At 66.8% G+C, this 21,711-nt stretch carries 20 protein-coding genes; 15 read left to right on the forward strand and 5 right to left on the reverse strand.

Annotated elements, in window-relative coordinates; all coding sequences use genetic code 11:
* The first annotated feature begins 3 nt into the window (after positions 1 to 3).
* Positions 4 to 1,341, forward strand: coding sequence for a Tol-Pal system beta propeller repeat protein TolB (tolB, locus tag AB4Z16_RS04785; protein ID WP_441510201.1), 1,338 nt, complete (start codon positions 4 to 6; stop codon positions 1,339 to 1,341).
* Between the two features lie 235 nt (positions 1,342 to 1,576).
* Here the strand turns inward: tolB and AB4Z16_RS04790 are convergent, their stop codons facing one another.
* Positions 1,577 to 3,322 carry an arylsulfatase gene (locus AB4Z16_RS04790; RefSeq protein ID WP_441510202.1) on the reverse strand — a complete coding sequence of 582 codons (1,746 nt, stop codon included), beginning with the start codon at positions 3,320 to 3,322 and terminating at the stop codon, positions 1,577 to 1,579.
* Between the two features lie 803 nt (positions 3,323 to 4,125).
* Here AB4Z16_RS04790 and pal point away from each other — a divergent pair.
* Positions 4,126 to 4,638 carry a peptidoglycan-associated lipoprotein Pal gene (gene pal, locus AB4Z16_RS04795; protein ID WP_441473018.1) on the forward strand — a complete coding sequence of 171 codons (513 nt, stop codon included), beginning with the start codon at positions 4,126 to 4,128 and terminating at the stop codon, positions 4,636 to 4,638.
* Between the two features lie 179 nt (positions 4,639 to 4,817).
* Here pal and AB4Z16_RS04800 read toward each other — a convergent pair whose 3' ends face one another.
* Together AB4Z16_RS04800 and AB4Z16_RS04805 are read right to left on the reverse strand one after the other, a co-directional pair.
* Positions 4,818 to 5,186, reverse strand: coding sequence for a cell division protein ZapA (locus tag AB4Z16_RS04800; protein WP_441510203.1), 369 nt, complete (start codon positions 5,184 to 5,186; stop codon positions 4,818 to 4,820).
* 20 nt (positions 5,187 to 5,206) lie between these two features.
* Positions 5,207 to 5,527, reverse strand: a complete 321-nt coding sequence (locus AB4Z16_RS04805) for a DUF4164 family protein (protein ID WP_441510204.1) — start codon at positions 5,525 to 5,527, stop codon at positions 5,207 to 5,209.
* Positions 5,528 to 5,870: 343 nt separating this feature from the next.
* On the opposite strand from AB4Z16_RS04805, the gene tkt reads away from it, so the two are divergent.
* The 12 genes from tkt (at position 5,871) to AB4Z16_RS04865 (ending at position 18,374) form a co-directional block, all read left to right on the forward strand.
* Entirely contained in the window at positions 5,871 to 7,868 is a 1,998-nt protein-coding gene (gene tkt / locus AB4Z16_RS04810; RefSeq protein WP_441510205.1) for a transketolase, read from the forward strand.
* A 120-nt stretch (positions 7,869 to 7,988) separates the two neighbouring features.
* The gene (gene gap, locus AB4Z16_RS04815; RefSeq protein ID WP_441510206.1) at positions 7,989 to 8,999 is read left to right on the forward strand and encodes a type I glyceraldehyde-3-phosphate dehydrogenase; all 1,011 of its coding nucleotides are present in this window, start codon (positions 7,989 to 7,991) and stop codon (positions 8,997 to 8,999) included.
* Positions 9,000 to 9,069: 70 nt separating this feature from the next.
* The gene (locus AB4Z16_RS04820; RefSeq protein WP_441510207.1) at positions 9,070 to 9,567 is read left to right on the forward strand and encodes a hypothetical protein; all 498 of its coding nucleotides are present in this window, start codon (positions 9,070 to 9,072) and stop codon (positions 9,565 to 9,567) included.
* Positions 9,564 to 10,757, forward strand: a complete 1,194-nt coding sequence (locus AB4Z16_RS04825; protein WP_441510208.1) for a phosphoglycerate kinase — start codon at positions 9,564 to 9,566, stop codon at positions 10,755 to 10,757. The genes AB4Z16_RS04820 and AB4Z16_RS04825 overlap by 4 nt, the downstream gene beginning before the upstream one ends.
* Before the next feature lie 139 nt (positions 10,758 to 10,896).
* Positions 10,897 to 11,979: a class II fructose-bisphosphate aldolase gene (gene fba, locus AB4Z16_RS04830; protein ID WP_038359656.1), complete on the forward strand. Its 1,083-nt coding sequence runs from the start codon at positions 10,897 to 10,899 to the stop codon at positions 11,977 to 11,979.
* A 167-nt stretch (positions 11,980 to 12,146) separates the two neighbouring features.
* Positions 12,147 to 13,301 carry a benzoate/H(+) symporter BenE family transporter gene (locus AB4Z16_RS04835; protein WP_441510209.1) on the forward strand — a complete coding sequence of 385 codons (1,155 nt, stop codon included), beginning with the start codon at positions 12,147 to 12,149 and terminating at the stop codon, positions 13,299 to 13,301.
* Positions 13,298 to 13,951, forward strand: coding sequence for a thiamine phosphate synthase (locus AB4Z16_RS04840; RefSeq protein WP_441510210.1), 654 nt, complete (start codon positions 13,298 to 13,300; stop codon positions 13,949 to 13,951). The genes AB4Z16_RS04835 and AB4Z16_RS04840 overlap by 4 nt, the downstream gene beginning before the upstream one ends.
* The gene (locus tag AB4Z16_RS04845) at positions 13,924 to 14,868 is read left to right on the forward strand and encodes a tetratricopeptide repeat protein (RefSeq protein ID WP_441510211.1); all 945 of its coding nucleotides are present in this window, start codon (positions 13,924 to 13,926) and stop codon (positions 14,866 to 14,868) included. The genes AB4Z16_RS04840 and AB4Z16_RS04845 overlap by 28 nt, the downstream gene beginning before the upstream one ends.
* A gap of 91 nt (positions 14,869 to 14,959) precedes the next feature.
* Complete coding sequence (locus tag AB4Z16_RS04850) at positions 14,960 to 15,751, forward strand: inositol monophosphatase family protein (RefSeq protein ID WP_441510212.1); 792 nt, start codon at positions 14,960 to 14,962, stop codon at positions 15,749 to 15,751.
* 150 nt (positions 15,752 to 15,901) lie between these two features.
* Positions 15,902 to 16,912, forward strand: a complete 1,011-nt coding sequence (locus tag AB4Z16_RS04855) for a flagellar motor protein MotA (protein ID WP_441510213.1) — start codon at positions 15,902 to 15,904, stop codon at positions 16,910 to 16,912.
* A 29-nt stretch (positions 16,913 to 16,941) separates the two neighbouring features.
* Positions 16,942 to 17,958 (forward strand): peptidoglycan -binding protein, encoded by a 1,017-nt coding sequence (locus AB4Z16_RS04860; protein ID WP_441510214.1) that lies wholly within the window; start codon positions 16,942 to 16,944, stop codon positions 17,956 to 17,958.
* 2 nt (positions 17,959 to 17,960) lie between these two features.
* On the forward strand, positions 17,961 to 18,374 hold the full coding sequence (locus AB4Z16_RS04865; RefSeq protein ID WP_441510215.1) for an Ivy family c-type lysozyme inhibitor: 414 nt from the start codon (positions 17,961 to 17,963) through the stop codon (positions 18,372 to 18,374).
* A gap of 91 nt (positions 18,375 to 18,465) precedes the next feature.
* On the opposite strand, the gene AB4Z16_RS04870 is transcribed toward AB4Z16_RS04865, so the two are convergent.
* Positions 18,466 to 20,244 (reverse strand): ABC transporter transmembrane domain-containing protein, encoded by a 1,779-nt coding sequence (locus AB4Z16_RS04870; RefSeq protein WP_441510216.1) that lies wholly within the window; start codon positions 20,242 to 20,244, stop codon positions 18,466 to 18,468.
* A 265-nt stretch (positions 20,245 to 20,509) separates the two neighbouring features.
* Between AB4Z16_RS04870 and rpmE the strand changes: the two genes are divergently transcribed.
* On the forward strand, positions 20,510 to 20,746 hold the full coding sequence (rpmE, locus tag AB4Z16_RS04875; protein ID WP_441510217.1) for a 50S ribosomal protein L31: 237 nt from the start codon (positions 20,510 to 20,512) through the stop codon (positions 20,744 to 20,746).
* A gap of 192 nt (positions 20,747 to 20,938) precedes the next feature.
* Here the strand turns inward: rpmE and rcdA are convergent, their stop codons facing one another.
* On the reverse strand, positions 20,939 to 21,469 hold the full coding sequence (rcdA, locus tag AB4Z16_RS04880) for a protease adaptor protein RcdA (protein WP_441510218.1): 531 nt from the start codon (positions 21,467 to 21,469) through the stop codon (positions 20,939 to 20,941).
* Positions 21,470 to 21,711 lie beyond the last annotated feature (242 nt).

A 21,711-nucleotide genomic window follows, 5' to 3' on the forward strand; every position in this document is an offset into this window, starting at 1 on the left:
CCGATGATCGACATTAGCCCCCTCCCCTTCCTGACGGCCGCGCCGACGCGCCGCCGCCTCCTCGCCACCGCCGGCGCCGCCCTGATGGTGCCCGCCGCGGCCAAGGCCGAGCTCGTCATCGACCTGCGGGGCGGCGCCTTCCAGCCCATGCCGATCGCCATCGCCGATTTCGCCGGCGACGGCGGCGTCCTCGTCTCCGGCGTGATCACCAACAACCTCAAGCGCTGCGGGTACTTCACGCCGGTCGACAAGAGCCGCTTCCCGGAACCGAACCCGCCCTTCGACTCCGCGCCCCGCTTCGACGCCTGGAAGGCCAGCGGCGTGCAGGCGCTCGTCACCGGCCGCGTCGCGCGCGAGGCCGGCCGCATCCGCGCGGAATTCCGGCTCTGGGATGTCGCCACCGGCACGCAGACTGACGGCCAGCAATACTTCACCGACCCGAGCAATGCCCGCCGCGTCGGCCACATCATCTCGGATGCGATCTTCAGCAAGGTCACCGGGCTCGGCGGCTTCTTCGACACCCGCGTCGTCTTCGTCGATGAATCCGGCCCGAAGGAGACGCGCCGCAAGCGCCTCGCCATCATGGACCAGGACGGCGCCAATGTGCGCTATCTCACCAATGGCGATACCTCGGTGGTGACGCCGCGCTATTCGCCGGTTTCGCAGGACGTCACCTTCATGTCGCAGCGCCAGGGCGAGCAGCCCCGCGTGCAGGTGCTGAACATCGAGACCGGCCAGCGCCAGATCGTCGGCAACTTCCCCGATATGAGCTCGAGCCCGCGCTTCGCGCCCAACGGCCAGCGGGTCGTGCTCTCGCTGCAGCAGGGCGGGAACGCCAATCTCTACGCCATCGACATCGGCTCGCGCTCGACGACGCGCCTGACCTCGACGGCGGCGATCGACACCTCGCCCTCCTACGCCCCCGACAGCTCCCGCATCGTCTTCGAGAGCGACCGCGGCGGCCAGCAGCAGCTTTACGTGATGTCGTCCGGCGGCGGCGACGCCCAGCGCATCTCCTTCGGCCAGGGCCGCTATTCGCAGCCCTCCTGGTCGCCACGCGGGGACCTCATCGCCTTCACCCGCCAGGGCAGCGGCGGCTTCGCCATCGGCGTCATGCGTCCGGACGGCTCGGGCGAGCGCATCCTGACCGAAGGCTTCCACAACGAAGCCCCCAACTGGGCGCCCAACGGCCAGTATCTGATGTTCTTCCGCGATCCGGGCGGACAATCCGGAGGGAAGCTTTACATGGTCGACATCACCGGCCGCGTCGAGGTTCCCGTCCCGACCCCGGCCTTCGCCTCCGACCCGACCTGGTCGCCGCTGCTAAGCGGCCAGCGCTGAAGCCGAAGCGAACGCCGCATCCGTTCTTTGCAAGCTGCCCGGCCTACGCCGGGCGGCTTTTTTATTGGCTGTGGAAGGGGGGGAGCCCGGCGCAGCGGATGTCCAAAATGGGTGGGGAGTTGACGGTGCTGTCCGTATGCAAAAACTCCTGCCGGGCTCGGCCGGCAGGAGTGTTCGAAAGCGCGCTTACTCGACAGATTCCGGTCAGGACGATGATAGCCGGTGCCGTCGTTGCCTACTGCCCTTCGTGCGACCGCATGGCCGCGTCGATCTTCTCCTTTACCGCAGAAAGGTTGAAAGAGGCGGGTGCTTGCATGGGCGGAAACTCGATTGCGGTTCGCGCTAGGTCCGCCACCCGCTCCTGCACCTGCACGAAACGCCAAAATTCGCGCGCCATGAAGTCGTTCATGTAGCCGCCAGCCGCATTATTCAGCGTCTCGCCGCGGATCGACGGCGTCCGCTCGAAGGGATCCCAACGCAGGTTGACGATCGTCGGGAGATCAGTTGTCACCTTTTCACCGGGCCAGCCATATGGTTGCTGCATGAACTGAAACTTGAAGTCATCGATACGAATAGCGCCGAGATTTGCCTCGGAGAAGTAGAAGATCTCATGCCGCTTCGACGGGCCGGCAGCGGTCAACACATCCATCTGGTTGTAGCCGTCCAGATGGTTCTTGTAGCTCCGGTCGCCGAGCTGCACGCCGCGGAGAAGCTGCTCGGTGATATTCGGGTTTCCCGCAGCGGCCGCGAGCGTTGGCAGCCAGTCAAGGCCGGAGAAGATGCCGTTCTCGACCGTGCCTGGCTTGATCTTGCCTGGCCAGCGAATGAGGCAGGGCACACGGAAGCCGCCCTCATACGCGGTCCCCTTGGTGGCACGGAACGGCGTCATGCCGCCATCCGGCCAGGTGAACACTTCCGCGCCATTGTCAGTGCTGAAGATGACGATGGTGTTGTCGGAAACGCCGATATCACTGAGGTGCTTGAGCAGGTCGCCGACGTCGTCGTCAAGCTGCGCCATGCCCGCCTCTTCCAGACCGAGACCGCTCTGCGGGGTCATCTTCGCTTGGTACTTCTGGGACAGATACGTGAAGATGTGCATGCGCGTCGTGTTATGCCAAATGAAGAACGGCTTTCCGGCCTGCTTCGCCTGGTCCATGAAGCGCTTGCTGTTCTCGACCAGCACAGCATCGAAGGTCTGCATATTGTACTTGGCTGGCCGACCCTTTTGCCAGTTCTGGTGATCAGCGCCCATCTCGGGGAAAGGTGGGAGCGGTCCTTCGTCCACGATCCGCTGTTTGCCGATCTTGCCCCAGCGCGGCATCACGGTGGGGTCGTCAGTATCGGTCGCGTAGGAATGTACGATGTTGCGCGGCCCGTACTTGTCGATCCAGTCCTGAGGATAACTGAACCAGTATGGATCCGACATAGCGTCGAGATGGTACAGGTAGCCGAAGAATTCGTCGAAGCCGTGCAGCGTTGGTAGATATTTGTTCAGGTCGCCCAGGTGGTTCTTGCCGAACTGTCCAGTCGCGTAACCCATTGATCTCAAGACGGTCGCTACCGTAACCGACTGTTCAGGCATGCCGACATCCGCGCCCGCCTGCCCCACGGTTGTGAGGCCGGTACGCAGCGGTATTTGTCCGGTGATGAAGTTGGCACGGCCGGCCGTGCAGCTTGCCTCCGCATAATAGTCGGTGAAGCGCATCCCCTCGGCGGCAATCCTATCCAGGTTCGGCGTTTTGCCGGCCATCATGCCCTGGTGATAGGCGCCGATGTTGAACCATCCGACATCGTCTCCCATGATGAACAGGATATTCGGCTTTTGGCCCGCCGCTTGCTGTGCCTGGGCGGTTCGAATTGAGGTGGCAGAGCCAAGAGCCGAAGCGGCGGCAATCGCGGTGCTGCCGAGCAGCAAGTTGCGACGATCGAGCAGGCGCATTTCCGGCTGAGAGCCGGTGTCTTCTTCCGGGGTGCGCGACATTTGATGCTCCCTCTTCACAAGATATTGAACCTCATGGTGCTGGGACGCTTACCGAGACAAAATGTTAGGGATCGACCAGGCAATACCGGGGGTGAAGCATCCCGTTGCGGCTATGCATCTTCGGAAATTCTGCTCAGGTTCGAGTATTCTAGCGCAGCGTGGCGGAAGGCGATTAAGCTAAGGTGCTCCCCGGGGCAGCGAGCGCGCGCTGTTGCACGTCCGACTTTCCAGGAATTGGTGCCCGCCGACACGCACTCTCACGTTAGGGTTGATCACAGCAGGATACTCCTGTTGCCGCCCCCCATCAACGCGTGGAGTTCGGCGGCGACTGACGGGGCAACAAGCCGCCTGACCTGATCTGGGGAGGGAGCGCCGCGACGATCTTCGTTCGCGCCTGGGAGCCGTACTCTGGCCCAAGAACTCCTGTTCTGGCTCCGTCAGGCACGCTGCAAATCGGATTGTCTGAAAGCGGCCGTCCTGAACGCCAGAAAAGGGCCAAACCTGGTCGCCGATACCGGTCTTTCAAATGTCTCAGATGGATCGGGAGCGGATGCGCCCCGGCCGATGTTCACGGCCGGCTTCCAGCGTTTTCGAAAACCCGCTCCGACCGCCTGTGTCCCCGAGGCCACAGCCGGGCGCACAAAGATCTTTCGCCATGATTGGTTAACCATACGCCGCAATGCCGCCACTTCGCCTTGTTCTGGCAAGGTCTCGTTTAGGTTGACGCTTCATTGATGGGAGCCACGCGAAGCCCTCTTCGAAGCGCGCCGCCACAAATTTTGATCGCCCGGAGTTCAGCCATGATGACCACTCTCTTCGCCGGCGGCCGTTCCGTCCGTTTCGCCGCCGCCATCGCCGCCACACTCGCGCTCGGCGCCTGCGCCAAGGACCAGAACGCCGACGCCTCGGGCTTCGGTGCCGGTGGCGCCGCCACGCCGGGCAGCGCGCAGGACTTCGTCGTCAATGTCGGCGACCGCGTCTTCTTCGAGACCGACTCCACCGACCTGACCTCGACCGCCACCGCCACCCTCGACAAGCAGGCCGGCTGGCTGCAGCGCTATCCGCGCTACACCTTCACGGTCGAGGGCCACGCCGACGAGCGCGGCACCCGCGAATACAACTATTCTCTCGGCGCCCGCCGCGCCCAGACGGTGCGCGACTACCTCGCCTCGCGCGGCATCCAGGCCAACCGCATGCGCACCATCTCCTACGGCAAGGAGCGCCCGGTCGCGGTCTGCAACGACATCTCCTGCTGGTCGCAGAACCGCCGCTCCGTCACAGTGCTGGACGGCGCCGGCGGCGCCCCGGGCGTCTGATCACGGCCTGAGCGGCACAAGAAAAAGCCCCGGACGGCAACGTCCGGGGCTTTTTCATTATCGATGCCCGCATTCTCGGGCGGAGCGAAGCGCGGGCAGAGAATTTCCAGCAGGACAAAGCTGCGGAGCCTTCTTCGGTCGGAGATGCTCGGGTCAAGCCCGAGCACGACTGATGTTCATCAGCCCGCAACAGTCGGAAGCAGGCTCTTCGCGACGCCCTCGATCCGCTCGGCCGCTGCGACCAGGGCTTCCGCCGCGCGGTCCTCGACCTCGCTCAGGCGCTGGTCGGCCGCACCCGCATCGCCCTGCGTCGCGGCGAGGTCGGATTCGATCTTCGCCAGCCGCTGCTTCAACTCATGGACCTCGTCGGCGACCATCAGCGCGGCCATGACATGCAGCCGCATGTCGCCGATCTCGCCGAAGGCCTGCCGCATCTCGCCGATTTTCTCGTCATAGAACTGAGCCAGCCCTTCGAGATGGGCTTCTTCGCCCTCGCCGCATGCCATGCGGTAGGCCTTGCCGGCGATTATGACGTTAACTTGCGGCATTCGTTCTCCTGCCTTCCGCTTTAGCTCGCCTCGTGCTCGGGTTCGGGCTCTGCCGGCTGCTGCGCCTGCACCCGCTCGATCACTGCGCTGATGACGTTCATCGCCCGCAGCAACCGCTGGTCGACATCGGCGGCCGCAGTCTCGACATGGCCGAGCCGCGCCATTGCACCGTCGAGATCGGCCGCGAGCCGTGCCCGGTCGTCCTGCATCAGCGCCAGCTCGGTTTCGAGATTGCCCCGGCCGCGTTCCGCCTCGATCCGCCGCCGCGCCGCCGCCTCGAGCTGCCCCAGAGCGCTGTCGAGGCGCGCCAGCGCATTGTCCAGCATCAGGCTCGCCACCATCGTTCTCCTTTCAGACCGAAGCCGGCTCACACGATTCGTGCCTGAATTTACAGCAAAATGCCGGAAAACAGGAATCGGTCTCAAGCTGCGGAATCGCGCCCCCGCAAGGGCTTGCCCGCCGCGGCTGACGCGCCATCTGCGGAAAACCGCGGCAAAGCGGAGCCTGCGACCCTGAAAGCCTTCCTCCGCGAATTGACTCGAAGGGAGCGCCGGGCCTAATCCACCCGTCCTTTCCAAGCTCGCCAAAAGCGGCTGCAAGACTGCCTTCCCTCCTCACCGGCCTGCTGTCGCGCTGGCCGGCCCTGGCCCTCCCGCCCGCCCGACGGAGCCCTGTGAGACCATCATGACCAGCATCGACCGCGCCCAGCACGACAAGCTCGCCAACGCCATCCGCGGCCTGGCGATGGACGGCGTCGAGAAGGCCAAGTCCGGCCATCCCGGCCTGCCGATGGGCGCCGCCGACGTCGCCGCCGTGCTGTTTACCCGCGTGATGAAGTATGATGCCGCCGATCCGCGCTGGCCGGACCGCGACCGCTTCGTGCTCTCGGCCGGCCATGGCTCGATGCTGCTCTACGCCCTGCTCTATCTCACTGGCACGCCCGGCATGGAGCTCGACGACCTCAAGAAGTTCCGCCAGCTCGGCTCCGTCACGCCCGGCCACCCCGAGAATTTCGAGACCAAGGGCGTCGAGACCACAACCGGCCCGCTCGGCCAGGGTCTGGCCACCGCCGTCGGCATGGCGATGGCCGAGCGCATGCTCGCCGCCGAGTTCGGCAAGAAGGTCGCCGACCACCACACCTATGTGCTGGCGTCCGACGGTGACCTGATGGAGGGCATCAGCCAGGAGGCGATCGCGCTTGCAGGCCACCAGAAGCTCAACAAGCTCATCGTCTTCTGGGACGATAACGGCATCTCGATCGACGGCCCGCTGACCATCACCGACAATGTCGACCAGGTCGCGCGCTTCAAGGCCTGCGGCTGGCGCTCCGAGCGCGTCGACGGCCATGACCCCGACGCCATCGAGGCTGCGATCCGCCGCGCCCAGAAGTCGAGCAAGCCGACGATGATCGCCTGCAAGACCATCATCGGCTTCGGCGCGCCGCATAAGCAGGGTACCTCGAAGGCCCATGGCGAGGCGCTGGGCGCCGATGAGCTCGCCGCAGCCAAGAAGAATCTCGGCATCACCGGCGGCCCCTTCGACGTTCCGGCCGATGTTCTGAAGGCCTGGCGCAGCTACGGCATGGCCGGCCATCTCGCCCATAAGGACTGGCTCCTCCGCTTCGGTGCGCTCTCCGAGCGCAAGCGCGGCGAGTTCGAGCGCCGTCTCGGCCACACGGTTCCCGCCAAGCTCGACAAGGCGATCCTCGCCCACAAGAAGGGGCTGATCGCCGCGCCGCAGGCCGTCGCGACCCGCAAGGCCTCGGAGCTGGCGCTGGAAGCCATCATTCCGGTCATGCCCGAGCTGGTGATGGGCTCGGCCGACCTGACGCCCTCGAACAACACCCGCACCAAGGCGGCCGAGGACTTCACGCCGAAGACCCCGAAGGGCCGCTATGTCCGTTATGGCATCCGCGAGCACGGCATGGCCGCCGCGATGAACGGCATCACCCTGCATGGCGGCTTCCGCACCGCCGGCGGCACCTTCCTGGTCTTCGCCGACTATGCCCGCCCGTCGATGCGCCTCGCCGCCCTGATGGGGCTGCCGGTCATTTATGTCATGACCCATGACTCGATCGGCCTCGGCGAGGACGGCCCGACCCACCAGCCGGTCGAGCAGATCGCCTCGCTGCGCGCCATGCCGAACATGCGCGTCTTCCGCCCGGCCGACGCCATCGAAACGGCGGAAGCCTGGCAGGCAGCGCTGGAACGCACGGACGGGCCGACGGTGCTGGCACTCTCGCGCCAGAACCTGCCGCAGCTACGCACCGACGCCTCCCCGAAGAACCGCTCGGCTACAGGTGCCTACGAACTGCTCGCGGCCGAGGGCGGCAAGGCCCAGGTCTCGCTCTTCGCCTCGGGCTCCGAGGTCGAGCTTGCGGTCGCCGCCCGCAAGCTGCTCGCAGAGAAGGGCGTGCGCGCCCGCGTCGTCTCGGTGCCCTCGCTCGAGCTGCTGCTCCAGCAGGACGAGGCCACCCAGGCCGCGATCATCGGCTCGGCGCCGGTCAAGGTCGCGGTCGAGGCCGGCGTGCGCTTCGGCTGGGATGCGGTGATCGGCCATGACGGCGCATTCGTCGGCATGCACTCCTTCGGGGCGAGCGGCCCCTACAAGGACGTCTACAAGCATTTCGGCATCACGGCGGAAGCCGTCGCCGAAGCCGCGTTGAAGCAGCACAACGCCTGATTCTTCGGGCGAAAAGCTGAGTTTCCCAACAGAGGCCTTGCGTTCGGCCATGCTTTGGCCGAATTGCCCGCGTGGATAGCGACGGCTCACGCCGGTTCGCTCGGCGAAGGAGAGGAAGAGATGACGGTTAAGGTGGCGATCAACGGCTTCGGCCGCATCGGGCGCAACGTTCTGCGCGCGATCATCGAGTCGAAGCGCAAGGACATCGAGGTCGTCGCGATCAACGATCTCGGCCCGGTCGAGACCAACGCCCATCTCTTCCGCTTCGACTCCGTCCACGGCCGCTTCCCCGGCACCGTGACCGTCTCCGGCGACACGATCGATGTCGGCCGCGGCCCGATCAAGGTCACCGCGATCCGCGACCCCAAGGACCTGCCTCACAAGGCGCTCGGCGTCGACATCGCGCTGGAATGCACCGGCATCTTCACCACCAGGGAGAAGGCGGCCGCGCATCTGGCGGCCGGCGCCAAGCGCGTGCTGGTCTCGGCCCCCTGCGACGGCGCCGACCTCACCGTCGTCTACGGCGTCAACCATGGCGAGCTCAGCAAGGATCACCTCGTCGTCTCCAACGCCTCCTGCACCACGAACTGCCTCGCGCCGGTCGTGCGCGTGCTTCATGACGCCGTGGGCATCGACAAGGGCTTCATGACCACGATCCATGCCTATACCGGCGACCAGCCGACGCTCGACACCATGCACAAGGATCTCTACCGCGGCCGTGCCGCCGCGATGTCGATGATCCCGACCTCGACCGGCGCCGCCAAGGCGATCGGCCTCGTCATCCCCGATCTCAAGGGCCGCCTCGACGGCACCTCGATCCGCGTTCCCACCCCGAACGTCTCGGTCGTTGACTTCAAGTTCCTCGCCAAGCGCAAGACGTCGGTCGAGAAGATCAACGACGCCATCATCAAGGCGTCGAAGCGCGGCGCGCTGAAGGGCATCCTCGGCGTCACCGACCAGCCGAACGTTTCGATCGACTTCAACCACGACTCGCATTCCTCGACCTTCGCCCTCGACCAGACCAAGGTCATGGACGACAAGTTCGTGCGCGTGCTGTCCTGGTACGACAACGAGTGGGGCTTCTCGAACCGCATGAGCGACACGGCCGTCGCCATGGGCGCCCTGCTCTGATCCATCACTGAAGCGGGGCCGCGCCGCCCGTGGCGCGGCCCCGCCATTTCCGCCACGCTACGGAGAGCCCATGGCCAAGATCGAGCCGACCGTCACGTCCCCGGTGCCTGTCGAGGCACCCGCCGTGACGCCGCCCCCCGCATTCAGCCCCGCTCCCGCAGCCGCGATGCCTGCATCCCCCGCGCCCGCCATCGTCGTCGGCTCCGCCGTGCCGTCCTCCGCCGAGGCCGCGGCGAAGCCCGATCCGCGCCAGCTCGACCAGCTCTCCCGCATCGAGGAGAAGGCCGCGCGCATCGAGGAGAAGTTCGCACGCTACGAAGCCGTCCTGACCCGCGCCGAGGCCTCGCTGGAACGCAGCGCCCACAAGGTCGACGCCGCCGCCGGCACGATGGATTTCGCCGCGATCCGCGGTGAGATTTCCGCCCTGCGCGACCGCGTCGATGCCACGCCGCGCGCCGGCACGCTGTTTTTGACCGCCATCGTAACGGCCGCTCTGACTGTCGCGCTCACCATCGTGGTGCTAAAATTCGGCGTCCCCGGCCTGTTCGGGAGCCTGCTGACGCGATGACCGCCTTCCGCACCCTCGACGACGCCGATCTTGCAGGCAAGCGCGTCCTCGTCCGTGTCGACCTCAACGTCCCGATGGAGGACGGCAAGGTCAGCGACACCACCCGCATCGACCGCATTCTGCCGACGATCCGCGAGATCGCCGACAAAGGCGGCAAGGTCATCCTGCTCGCCCATTTCGGCCGCCCCAAGGGCCGCGACGACAAGAACAGCTTGAAACAGATCGTGCCGGCGCTGAAGCAGGCGCTCGGCCGCCCCGTCACCTTTGTCGACGACTGCATCGGCGATGATGTCGCCAAGGCCGTCACTGCTGCCAAGAACGGCGATGTGCTGTTGCTGGAGAACACCCGCTTCCACGCCGGTGACGAGAAGAACGACGCCGAGTTCGTGAGGGCGCTCGCCGCCAATGGCGATATCTACGTCAACGACGCCTTCTCGGCCGCGCACCGCGCCCATGCCTCGACCGAGGGCCTCGCCCATGTGCTGCCGGCCTATGCCGGGCGCACCATGCAGGCCGAGCTGGAGGCGCTTTCCGCCGGCCTCGACAATCCCGCCCGCCCGGTGATGGCGATCGTCGGCGGCGCGAAGGTCTCGACCAAGCTCGAGCTGCTTGGCAACCTCGTCAGGAAGGTCGACGTGCTCGCCATCGGCGGCGGCATGGCCAACACCTTCCTCGCCGCCCGCGGCGTCGACGTCGGCAAGTCGCTCTGCGAGCATGACCTGCTCGACACCGCCCGTGAGATCGAGGCCAAGGCCAAGGCCGCCGGCTGCGAGATCCTGCTCCCCGTCGATGCGCTGGTGGCGCGCGAATTCAAGGCGCATCCCAGTTACCGGGTCGTGCCGGTCGGTGAAGTCGAGCCGGACGAGATGATCCTCGATGCCGGCCCGCTCAGCATCGCCGAGGTCGTGCTGCGGCTTGAGAAGGTTAAGACGCTGGTCTGGAACGGCCCCTTCGGCGCCTTCGAGCTGCCGCCCTTCGACACCGCGACCGTCGCTGTCGCCAAGGCCGCGGCCAAGCACGTCAAGGCAGGCAAACTCGTTGCGGTCGCTGGCGGCGGCGACACCGTCTCGGCCATGAACCATGCCGGCGTCGCGGACAGCCTGTCCTACATCTCGACGGCGGGCGGCGCCTTCCTCGAATGGATGGAAGGCAAGGCTCTGCCGGGCGTCGAGGCGCTGCGGAAGGCCTGATTCCGACTATTTTTCAGGGGCCGCCCGGCGACGGAGCGGCCCTTCGCATTTTCAGCATGTCAGCGCTTTAGTTTTGCGCCGGTGGTGCTTACGCACTACATCCAAGCTCATATCGATTAGCCAAAGGGGAGTGCCAATCGTGGCCCGTATCACGCTTCGCCAGTTGCTCGACCACGCCGCCGAGAACGACTATGGCGTGCCCGCCTTCAACATCAACAACATGGAGCAGGCGCTGGCGATCATGGCGGCGGCTGATGCCACCGACGCGCCCGTCATCATCCAGGCCTCGCGCGGCGCACGCAGCTACGCCAACGACATCATGCTCAAGCACATGATGGACGCGGTCACCGAGATCTATCCGCATATCCCGGTCTGCGTGCATCTCGACCACGGCAATGAGCCGGCGACCTGCATGACCGCGATCCAGGCCGGCTTCACCTCCGTCATGATGGACGGCTCGCTCAAGGCCGACGGCAAGACCCCTGGCGACTGGGACTACAATGTCGGCGTCACCAAGACGGTCACCGACATGGCCCATCTCGGCGGCATCTCGGTCGAGGGCGAGCTCGGCGTGCTCGGCTCGCTCGAATCCGGCGAGGGCGAGAAGGAGGACGGGCACGGCTTCGAGGGCAAGCTCAGCCATGACCAGCTCCTGACCAACCCCGACGAAGCGGTGAAGTTCGTCGCCGAGACCAAGGTCGATGCGCTCGCCATTGCCATGGGCACCTCGCACGGCGCCTACAAGTTCACCCGCAAGCCCGACGGTGCGATCCTGGCGATGAACGTCATCGAGGAGATCCACAAGAAGCTGCCGAACATGCACCTCGTCATGCACGGCTCTTCCAGCGTTCCGCAGGACCTCCAGGACATCATCAACCAGTATGGCGGCAAGATGCCCCAGACCTGGGGCGTGCCAGTCGAGGAGATCCAGCGCGGCATCAAGCACGGCGTCCGCAAGATCAACATCGACACCGACAACCGCATGGCGATGACCGGCCAGATCCGCAAGATCCTGTCCGAGAATCCCGGCGAGTTCGATCCGCGCAAGTACCTGAAGCCCGCCATGGAGGCGATGACTGCGCTCTGCAAGAAGCGGCTGGAAGAGTTCAACACGGCCGGCCAGGCCTCGAAGATCAAGCGCGTCATCACGCTCGCCGAAATGGCCAAGCGCTACGCCAAGGGCGAGCTCGACCCGACCTTCGGCGCCAAGAAGGCCGCCTGATCGCGTCGACGATAGCCAGATTTCCAGCGCCCGGCCTCGTGCCGGGCGTCTTTGTCTGGGCCGGGCGCATCGCTGCGGTTGCGGCCGGCATGTATGCGATGCTCTTTCCGTGCGCACCGATTTCTGATTCAACGGCAAGGCCCCGCCGCCCGAACCTCCGCAATCCCATGTCGATCGTCTTCTCAGCCCTGGTCGCGGTCTTCGTCGGTTTCGCGGCCTCCGTGGCCGTCATCCTCTCGGCGGCGCAGGCGCTTGGCGCCACGGCCGGCCAGACCGTCTCCATGGTCGCCGCGCTCGCCATCGGCACGGCCATCGCCAGCCTCTGGCTGTCCTGGCGCTATCGCATGCCGATGATCTGCGCCTGGTCGACTCCCGGCGCCGCCCTGATCGCGGCCGCCAGCGGCTTCGACATGGCGTCGGCAGTCGGCGCTTTCCTCGTCGCCGCCGTGCTGATGATGCTGACCGCCGCCTTTCGTCCCCTTGGCCGGCTGATCGAGCGCATCCCGATGCCGATCGCCTCGGCGATGCTGGCGGGCGTCATCTTCCGTTTCGTCGTCGCCGTCTTCGACGAGATGCGGCTTTCGCCCGCGCTCGTGCTGCCGCTGCTCGCGATCTTCCTCGTTGCGCGGCTTCTGAGCCCATTCCTCGGCGTGATCGCGGCGCTGGTCGCCGGGATCGTCATCAGCTTCGCGGGCGGGCTCGCTCATTGGCCGGCGGGAGAGATCGCACTCACCGGCCTCGAATTCGTCACGCCGCGCTTCGATATTGCGGCCATGCTCGGTATCGGCGTCCCGCTCTATCTCGTCACCATGGCCGCCCAGAACCTGCCGGGCTTCGCCGTGCTGCGCGCCGCGGGCTACAAGCCGCCGACGGCCCCGGCCCTGTTCGTCACCGGCCTCGCATCGCTGGTGACCGCACCCTTCGGCGCGCATATGACCAACATGGCGGCGATATCAGCCTCGATCTGCACCGGCGGTGACACCCATCCCGATCCCAAGCAGCGCTGGAAGGCGGGCGTGATCTACGGCTTCGCCTATCTCGCCGTCGCCGGCTGCACCGGCCTGTTGATCGCGCTGCTGCTTGCCCTGCCGAAAGCGCTGATCGTGGCGGTCGCCGGCCTGGGGCTCGTCGGCTCGTTCACCGGCGCGCTTGCCCAGGCGATGTCTTCCGACAAGGAGCGCTTCGCCGCCGTGATCGCCTTCTGCATCGCGGCGTCGAGTCTTTCGCTGTTCGGCATCGGCTCGGCCTTCTGGAGTCTCATTGCCGGGCTTGCGGTCTTGACATTGGACTTCGCTGCGGGCCGTTTGCGCAGCCGATCATGACCATGCACTCCTCCCCCACCCGCCTGATGCTCGTCACCCCGCCCGTCGAGGACGCGGAGGCGATCGCCTTTCGCCTGATGCAGGCCATGGCCGGCGGCGACGTCGCCGCCATCGTGTTGCGCCTCACGCCCGGCGACGACCGCAGCCGCATCGAGCGCGTCAAGCGCCTCGCCGGGCCGGTTCAGGCCAATAATGTCGCCCTCGTCGTCGAGGACAGCGCGCTCGTCGCGACCCGCGGCGGCGCCGACGGCGTGCACGTCACCGGCGGTCCCGAAGCGATCGCGGAGGCCCGCTCCAGCCTGAAGAACGAGCGCATCATCGGCGCTGGCGGCCTGCGGGCCCGTCACGATGCCATGGATGTCGGCGAGACCGGCGTCGACTATGTCATGTTCGGCGAGCCGCGCGCCGATGGCAGCGTGCCGCCGCTCACGGCCGTGATCGAGCGTGCCGGCTGGTGGGCCGAGATCTTCGAGACGCCCTGCGTCGCCTACGCGCCCGATGCCGAATCGATCCCCGCGCTGGTCGAGACCGGCGCCGAATTCGTCGCCCTCGGCGCCTGGGCCTTCGAGGAAGGGCAGGATATCCGCGCCCTGGTCGAGTCGGCCAATGCCGCGATCGCCGCGTGCTCGGCGCGAAAGACGGCGCGATGAAGCAGCTCCTGCGCCTTGCCTGCCTCGCCGGCACCCTGCTGGCGGCGGTGCCGGCCGGCGCTGCCGCCTACGCGGACAACGCCTACGGAGCCTATCAGGTCGGCCATTATCGTCGGGCGCTGTCCGAGGCTCTGAAGCGCGTCGAGGCCGACAACAACGACGCCGCCGCGATGACGCTGCTCGGCGAACTCTATCGCCAGGGCCTCGGCGTTGCGCCGGACCAGAAGGTCGCGACGGAATGGTACGAGCGGGCCGAGGCGCGCGGCGACATCAACGCCGCCTTCGCCCTGGCGACCCAGCTTCTCGACGAGAAGAGCGGCAAGCGCGATCCGGCCCGCGCCGGCGCCCTGCTGGAGAAGGCTGCCGCGGCCGGCCATCCGGCCGCGAACTACAATCTTGGGCTGACCCTGCTCGCCACCGGCCGCGAGGCGGATGACCAGCGCGCCGTCGCCTGCCTGGAGATCGCCGCCAAATCCAATGTCGCGGACGCCATGCATGCCCTGGGCGTGCTGGCGAAGCAGGGCCGCGGCATGCCGGCGAGCGAGGAGACGGCGGCACGCTGGATGAAGCAGGCGGCTGCGGCCGGCAATGTTCCCGGCATGGTCGAATATGCGATCATGCTGTTCAACGGCATCGGCGTGAACAAGGACGAAGCGCACGCGGCGAAACTGTTCCAGCGCGCCGCGGTGCTCGGCAACCCGATCGCCCAGAACCGTCTGGCCAAGCTCTACCAGTTCGGCCTCGGCATTCCGCCGGATACGATCGAGGCCGCCGCCTGGCACCTCGCAGCCCGCGCCCAAGGGCTCGATGACGCCGCGCTGGATGGCCTGTTCGATCGGCTGAAGCCCGAACAGCAGGCCCGCGCCGCGCGCATTGCGGCCAGCCGCATCAGCAGCGCCGTCTTGACGGCGCAGTAAGAGCCGCGCAAGTGACGGTACGCTATTCCTGCCGGGCGCATCACCAGCGCTGCTGGCTCACCGCGCCTTCGCGGCGCGCAAGAGGTTTCCGATGATCCGCTCCCCCCTGATGACCGTGATGACCGACGCCGTGATGAAGGCGTCCCGTTCGCTGAAGCGCGACTTCGGCGAGGTCGAGAACCTGCAGGTGCTCGCCAAGGGCCCGGGCGACTTCGTCTCCAAGGCCGACCACAAGGCCGAGGAGATCCTGCGCGAGTCGCTGGAGAAGGCCCGCCCCGGCTATGGCTTCGTCATGGAGGAGAGCGGCGTCGTCCACGGCACCGACGAGAGCAACCGCTGGCATATCGATCCGCTCGACGGCACCCACAACTTCCTGCGCGGCATCCCGCACTGGAACATCTCGGTCGCGCTGGAGCGCGACAACCAGTTCATCGCCGGTGTGATCTATGACGCCGCCAAGGACGAGATGTTCATGGCCGAGAAGGGCAAGGGCGCCTTCGTCAACAACCGCCGCCTGCGCGTCTCCGGCCGCAACGAGCCGGCCGACATGCTGATCGGCACCGGCATCCCGCATATCGGCAAGGGCGGCCACGGCCAGTTCCTGCGCGAGCTCGCCGCCGTGATGCCGCGCTTCGCCAATGTCCGCCGCATGGGCTCGGCCGCGCTCGACATCGCCTATGTCGCGGCCGGCCGCATGGATGCCTATTGGGAGCGCGGCCTCAACACCTGGGATTTCGCCGCGGGCGCCGTGCTCATCCGCGAAGCCGGCGGCACCTTCGGCACGCTCGACGGCAAGCCGGTGACCAGTGCGAAGGATATCATCTGCGGCAACGAGGCCGGCGAGCGCGCGCTTGCCGCGGCGCTGAAGACGGCGACCGCCTGAGCGGCTTCCCGGGCACGCCGACGCTCGTCCCGGGCGCCGGGACTTCGTCAAACCGGCTTTGAGACAGAACTGTAGCTCTTTCGTGCTTGATCCCGGCGGCGGGGAAGGCGACAGTCCTCCCCGCACTCCGAGGCGAACGGAAGACGACGAATGGCGAACGAGGATTTCGCGGCCGAGCCGGTGACGGCCGCACCCCTGCGTACGGAGACCCGTTTCTCGCGCCCGCTTCGCTACATCGTCCGTGCGGTCCTGTTTCTCGCCCTGATCGGCTTCCTCGGCTTCATTCTTCAGAACGGCCTGAAACAGGCCTTCATGACCAATCCGGGGCTGAACGGCCTCATTGTCGGCGCGCTGTTCGTCGGCGTGCTCATCGCGTTGCGCGAGCTCTGGCGTCTCCATAGCGAGGCCCGCGCCGCCACACGGCTTGCCGCCGCTCCCGCCTCGGCGCAGGTCCGGCGTAGCGACGTCATCGCGCCGTTCGGCTCCCTCCTCGCCGCGCTCGATCGCGGAACGCTCGCCCCCACCCAGGCCGTCTCGGCCCTCGAATCGGTCGCGGTCAGGCTCGACGACGGGCGCGAGGTGCTGCGTTACCTCGCCGGGCTCCTCGTCTTCCTCGGCCTGCTCGGCACCTTCTGGGGCCTGCTCGACACGGTGGGCTCGGTCGGAACCGTCATCAAGTCGCTGCGCACGGGCGCCGAAGCCGGGGTGCTCTTCGACGAGCTGAAGGCCGGGCTCTCCGCCCCGCTCGCCGGCATGGGCCTGTCTTTCTCGTCATCGCTCTTCGGCATCGCCGGCTCGCTGATTCTCGGCTTCCTCGATCTTCAGGTGGGGCAGGCGCAGCGCCGCTTCCGCAACGAGCTCGAAAGCTGGCTCGGCACCCGTACCGCAACGCCGGACACCGTCGCGCCCCTTCTCGCCGCGGGCGACCCGCTGGCCGACCGCTTCGAAAGGCTGAGCGCCGCGATGGCGGACGGCGCCTCGAACAATCGCGCGGCGACCCAGGCACTCGCCAACCTCGCCGAGGGCATCCAGGGCCTCGTCCAGCATATGCGCTCCGAGCAGCAGATGATCCGCGACTGGGTGGAGGCGCAGGCCACGCGCGAGAAGGATCTGAAGCGACTGATCGAACGCCTTACGGCTGACCAGATCACCGAGCCATGATCGCCGCCGGCACTTCAGGAACCTGATCCATGGCCCTCTCCCGCGCCCATCGCCGCGAGGAATTGAATTTCTGGCCCGGCTTCGTCGATGCGCTCTCGACGATGCTGATCGGCATCGTCTTCCTGCTCACCGTCTTCGTCCTCGGCCAGTTCTTCCTCTCGCAGGAGCTCACCGGCAAGGACACCGCGCTGGAGCGCCTCAACAGGCAGATCTCCGAACTCACCGATCTGCTGGCGCTGGAGCGTTCCTCGAACCGGCAGGCGCAGGAGAACCTGCAGCTCATGCAATCGACCCTGACGCGCGAGCAGGACGAGCGCGGCCGCCTGCAGGGCCAGCTCGCCACCCAGAACAATGCCGCCCCGGTCCAGCTGGCAGAGGCGCAGAAGGCGCTGGACGCCGAAAAGCAGCTCTCCGCCCGCGCCCAGTCGACGGTCGATCTCGTCAACCAGCAGATCCTCGCCATGCGCCGCCAGCTCGCCGCACTGGAAGAGGCGCTGGCCGCCTCGGAAGCCAAGGACAAGGAATCGCAGACGCGCATTTCGGAGCTCGGCTCGCGGCTCAACGTCGCCCTCGCTCAGCGCGTCCAGGAGCTTGCGCGCTATCGCTCGGACTTCTTCGGACGTCTGCGGCAGGTGCTCGGCACAAGGCCTGACATCCGCGTCGTCGGCGACCGCTTCGTCTTTCAATCGGAAGTCTTCTTCGATGCCGGCCAGGCCGTGCTGAAGCCCGAGGGCAAGGTCGAGCTCGACAAGCTCGCCACCATCCTGCTCGATCTCGGCAACGAGATGCCGCCCGACCTGCCCTGGATCCTGCGCGTCGACGGTCACACCGACAACCGCCCGATCAAGACCGCCCAGTTCCCCTCGAACTGGCATCTCTCCTCGGCCCGCGCCATCGCCGTGGTCGAATACCTGATCTCGCGCGGCCTGCCGACGGACCGTGTCGCCGCCACCGGCTTCGGCGAGTATCAGCCGCTCGACGTCGCCAACACCGACGAAGCGCACCGCCGCAACCGCCGCATCGAGTTCAAGATCACGGAGCGCTGAGCATGTCCGTCAGGCGCCGCTCTCTCGCAATCGCCGGGGCTCTCGCGCTGATGCTGACAGCCCCGGCTTCAGCCCAGTCGCCCGACGGCGGCGGGCGCTATCTCCACGACATGCTGAAGCAGCCGACCTATCGCGAGACCTGGACGCACATGGTCGGCAAGCTCGGCCCGCGCGAATCCTGGCTCAGGGCTGACAAGCTGAGCGGTCCTGGCGGCCCCAGCACGATCGTCACGGTCGGCGATCAAACCTTCGAGCGCGTCGACACCTGCAAGCGCCACGATTGCGGCGACAACCGGTTCTATGCGCTGTTCTCGCCCGATGGCAGCGAGGCGCTCGGCGTCCTCATCCAGCCCGGCCATATCCGTTTCTTCGGCCAACCCAGCGAGGCACAGCAGCGCGCGCTGGTGGGGCCCTAGCTCGGCTTCATAGACGGCCCGTCATTCCGGACAAGCCGCTTTAGCGGCGCGCTTCGCGCGGCCGGAATGACGGCTGTTGTCTTCCTCTATCCTAGGCCACCTCGAGCCCGAACTGCAGCGCCGCCAGTCGGGCATAGAGCCCGCCGCGTGCCTTGAGCTCGGCATGCGTGCCTTCCTCGACGATGCGACCGTCTTCCATGACGAGGATTCGATCGGCCGAGAGGATAGTCGCCAAACGATGCGCCACGACCAGGGTCGTGCGCCCCAGCATCAGCCGGTCGAGCGCATCCTGAACCGCCCTTTCGCTTTCCGAATCAAGCGCGCTCGTCGCCTCGTCGAGCAGCAGGATCGGCGCATCCTTGAGGATCGCCCGCGCGATGGCGAGACGCTGGCGTTGCCCACCCGACAGCGTGACGCCGCGCTCGCCGACGACCGTGTCGTAGCCCTGCGGCAGCGCCCGGATGAACTCTTCGGCCGCGGCAAGCCGCGCCGCCGCCTCGACCTCCTCCCGCGAGGCGTCGGGACGGCCATAGGCGATGTTGTCCCGAACCGAGACGCCGAAGACGGTCGGCTCCTGCGGAACCAGCGCGAAACGCTCGCGCCAGATCTCCGGATCGGCCTCGGGGCCGGCAACGCCGTCGACGACGACGCGCCCGTCCTGCGGATCGTAGAAGCGCAGCGCGAGCTGCAGCACCGTGCTCTTGCCGGCGCCGGACGGCCCGACCAGCGCCACGCGCTCGCCCGGCCGCACGGAAAAGCTCAGATTCGACAGCGCCGGGCCGACCCGGCTGGGATAGCTGAACGAGACGTTCTCGAAGGCGAGTTCGCCGAGCGAGGGCTCCGGCATCGGCTTGGGATGTGGCGGCGCGGCTATCGCGGGCTTCAGGGCCAGGATCTCGCCGAGCCGGCCCGAGGCGCCGGCTGCAGCGCTGATGTCGCCATAGACCTCGGACAGTTGGCCGAGCGAGCTTGCCGCCAGCACCGCATAGAGAATGAACTGCGAGAGCCGGCCGCCCGTCATCCGCCCGTCGAAGACCTCGGTCGCCCCCGTCCAGAGCACGCAGACTACGCTGGCGCTGACCAGGAAGATCGCGACGCCGGAGAGCAGCGCGCGTGAGGCCGTCGCCTCCCGCGAGGCGGCATAGGCCCCGTCGGAGGCAGCTTCGAAGCGGGCCGAGGTCTGGCGGGCGGCACCGAAGGACTGCATCGTCCGGATCGCACCGACAGCCTCGGCGGCAAAGGCGGAGGCGTCGGCCAGCCTGTCCTGCGCTGCCCGCGCCCGGCGCCGGACCGTGCGGCCCGACAGCACCAGCGGGATCACGATCAGCGGGATCACGCCGATGACGATGGCTGATAGCCGCGGGCTCGTCGCCACCATCAGCCCGAGTGCGCCCAGCGTCATGATGACGTTGCGGAGCGCGATCGAGGCGGTCGAGGCGAAGGTCGACTTGATCTGCGTGGTGTCCGCGGTGAGTCGCGAGACGAGGTCGCCCGCCTTGCTCGAATCGAAGAAGGCCGGCTCCAGCCGCGTCAGGTGGCGGAAGACATCGGCGCGCAGCGAGGAGACGATGCGCTCGCCGATGGTCATGACGAGATAGAAGCGCGCCGAACTCGCCAGCGCGAGCACGGCGACCACGCCGATCAGCAGCATGAAATAGCTGTTGGCGAGCTGCCGCTCACCGCCGGCGAAGCCGACATCGATGACGCGCCGCACCGCCATCGGCAGCACCAGCGTCGCCAGCGACGCGATCACCAGCGCGACGAGCGCGAAGGCGATCCGCCCCTTCTGCGCACGCGCATAGGGCCAGAAGGTCGCGAGCGAGCGGAAGTCGGGACGCGCCTTCTTGTCGTTCTTGTCAGCCTCGGCCACGCGCCGAACCTCCTTCGTCTCGCGCGTGCGCACGCACGCTCTTTCAACCAATATCAATCTCGCTTCGTGAAGCCCATGAAGGCGAGCTTGGCAAACGACGCATCGCCGCAGGGGCCTGCGTCTTGCCGGTTAAGCTTGCGCTGAAGCCGTGGCTGCGATATGTGCACGCGACTTCACGACAGGCTCATCCGAATTCTTTCGACGGGCCGGGCAGGCCCGCCTGCTTGTCGATGCGCCCGTTTTTGTAAGCTTCGAGGATTTCGTCATGGCCAAGACCGGCATCCACCCCGACTATCACACCATCAAGGTCGTCATGACCGATGGCACCGAATATGCCACCCGTTCGACCTACGGCAAGGAAGGGGACACCCTCAACCTTGACATCGACCCCAAGACCCACCCGGCCTGGACCGGCGGCACCCAGCATATGCTGGACCGCGGCGGCCGCGTCTCGCGCTTCAACACGCGCTTCGCCGGCCTGGGCACCATCGGCAAGAAGTGATTTTCAGGCGTTTCGCCTTTTCGTCACTGATCTGAATCAAGAAAGCCCGGCCTCATCGGCCGGGCTTTTTCGTTCGGGATCCGGCTGTCGGGCCCGGACCGGGCCCGGGCATCTCAGGACGCGACGGCGCTCCCGCCGGAGATTCGCGGATCGATGCTCCGCGAATGACGCGTTTCTTGCGGAAAAGCCTTCTTACCGCGCGAGCCCGAGCCGCGCCTGGAGGCTCGCCAGTTGGTCCTGGACGGGATTGCCGGCTTCGCGGCGGGTTTCCATCCCGGACATCTGGTTTTCGAGATGACGCACGCGGGTCTGCAGCCGCAGCGAATGCGCCATCAAGTGACGCAGGCGCTCCGGCAGCTGTGCGACGACATGCTCGGCCGGCGCGATCATCGGATCGCTGATCTTGACCTTGTTGTGCTCGGTCCTGGCCTGCTCGGCGGTGAGCTCGCCTTCGGCCACGGCGCGCTGGACCAGAAGCCAGGAGGCGATCTGCATCAGCCGCGTCGTCAGGCGCATGCTCTCGGTGGCATAGGTCAGAGCGATCTCGCGTGGCAGCGCCGCCGCCTCCTTGCGGCCTTCCCCGTCGAGATAGGCGGCGGTCTGCTCGACCAGCCCCATGCCTTCGCGAAACAACAGCATGAAAGCGTCCGAACGGACGAAACGGCGCGCAAAGGAAAGCGCGCCCTCCTCCGTCGGCGGATCGAGCAGCTGGGCATCGTTCATGCGGTGTCTCCCATCGGCACAAGCCCGTGCGCCTTTGGAACGCGCCACGGATCATGCCGCTGACGTGGCAAGGATAACGCCGATCGCGTTTCCGAACGCCGCTAAGATGTCGTTAACCTTAACGAGGCTACACCGCTATGGCGGAAACGAGGCCGAAGGCCCCTTCCGGGCACAAGCAGCGCCCCTCTCCACAAGAAGGCGTAGAGGTGCGCGAGAACAAAAAAAGAGCCGCCAAAGGCGGC

It is taken from the genome of Allobosea sp. TAF32 (assembly GCF_052113585.1).
Taxonomy (GTDB): domain Bacteria; phylum Pseudomonadota; class Alphaproteobacteria; order Rhizobiales; family Beijerinckiaceae; genus Allobosea.

Coding starts and splice junctions, on each gene's coding strand:
- tolB (WP_441510201.1), top strand. CDS start 4: ATGATCGACATTAGCCCCCTCCCCTTCCTGACGGCCGCGCCGACGCGC.
- AB4Z16_RS04790 (WP_441510202.1), bottom strand. CDS start 3,322: ATGTCGCGCACCCCGGAAGAAGACACCGGCTCTCAGCCGGAAATGCGC.
- pal (WP_441473018.1), top strand. CDS start 4,126: ATGACCACTCTCTTCGCCGGCGGCCGTTCCGTCCGTTTCGCCGCCGCC.
- AB4Z16_RS04800 (WP_441510203.1), bottom strand. CDS start 5,186: ATGCCGCAAGTTAACGTCATAATCGCCGGCAAGGCCTACCGCATGGCA.
- AB4Z16_RS04805 (WP_441510204.1), bottom strand. CDS start 5,527: ATGGTGGCGAGCCTGATGCTGGACAATGCGCTGGCGCGCCTCGACAGC.
- tkt (WP_441510205.1), top strand. CDS start 5,871: ATGACCAGCATCGACCGCGCCCAGCACGACAAGCTCGCCAACGCCATC.
- gap (WP_441510206.1), top strand. CDS start 7,989: ATGACGGTTAAGGTGGCGATCAACGGCTTCGGCCGCATCGGGCGCAAC.
- AB4Z16_RS04820 (WP_441510207.1), top strand. CDS start 9,070: ATGGCCAAGATCGAGCCGACCGTCACGTCCCCGGTGCCTGTCGAGGCA.
- AB4Z16_RS04825 (WP_441510208.1), top strand. CDS start 9,564: ATGACCGCCTTCCGCACCCTCGACGACGCCGATCTTGCAGGCAAGCGC.
- AB4Z16_RS04835 (WP_441510209.1), top strand. CDS start 12,147: ATGTCGATCGTCTTCTCAGCCCTGGTCGCGGTCTTCGTCGGTTTCGCG.
- AB4Z16_RS04840 (WP_441510210.1), top strand. CDS start 13,298: ATGACCATGCACTCCTCCCCCACCCGCCTGATGCTCGTCACCCCGCCC.
- AB4Z16_RS04850 (WP_441510212.1), top strand. CDS start 14,960: ATGATCCGCTCCCCCCTGATGACCGTGATGACCGACGCCGTGATGAAG.
- AB4Z16_RS04855 (WP_441510213.1), top strand. CDS start 15,902: ATGGCGAACGAGGATTTCGCGGCCGAGCCGGTGACGGCCGCACCCCTG.
- AB4Z16_RS04860 (WP_441510214.1), top strand. CDS start 16,942: ATGGCCCTCTCCCGCGCCCATCGCCGCGAGGAATTGAATTTCTGGCCC.
- AB4Z16_RS04865 (WP_441510215.1), top strand. CDS start 17,961: ATGTCCGTCAGGCGCCGCTCTCTCGCAATCGCCGGGGCTCTCGCGCTG.
- rpmE (WP_441510217.1), top strand. CDS start 20,510: ATGGCCAAGACCGGCATCCACCCCGACTATCACACCATCAAGGTCGTC.
- rcdA (WP_441510218.1), bottom strand. CDS start 21,469: ATGAACGATGCCCAGCTGCTCGATCCGCCGACGGAGGAGGGCGCGCTT.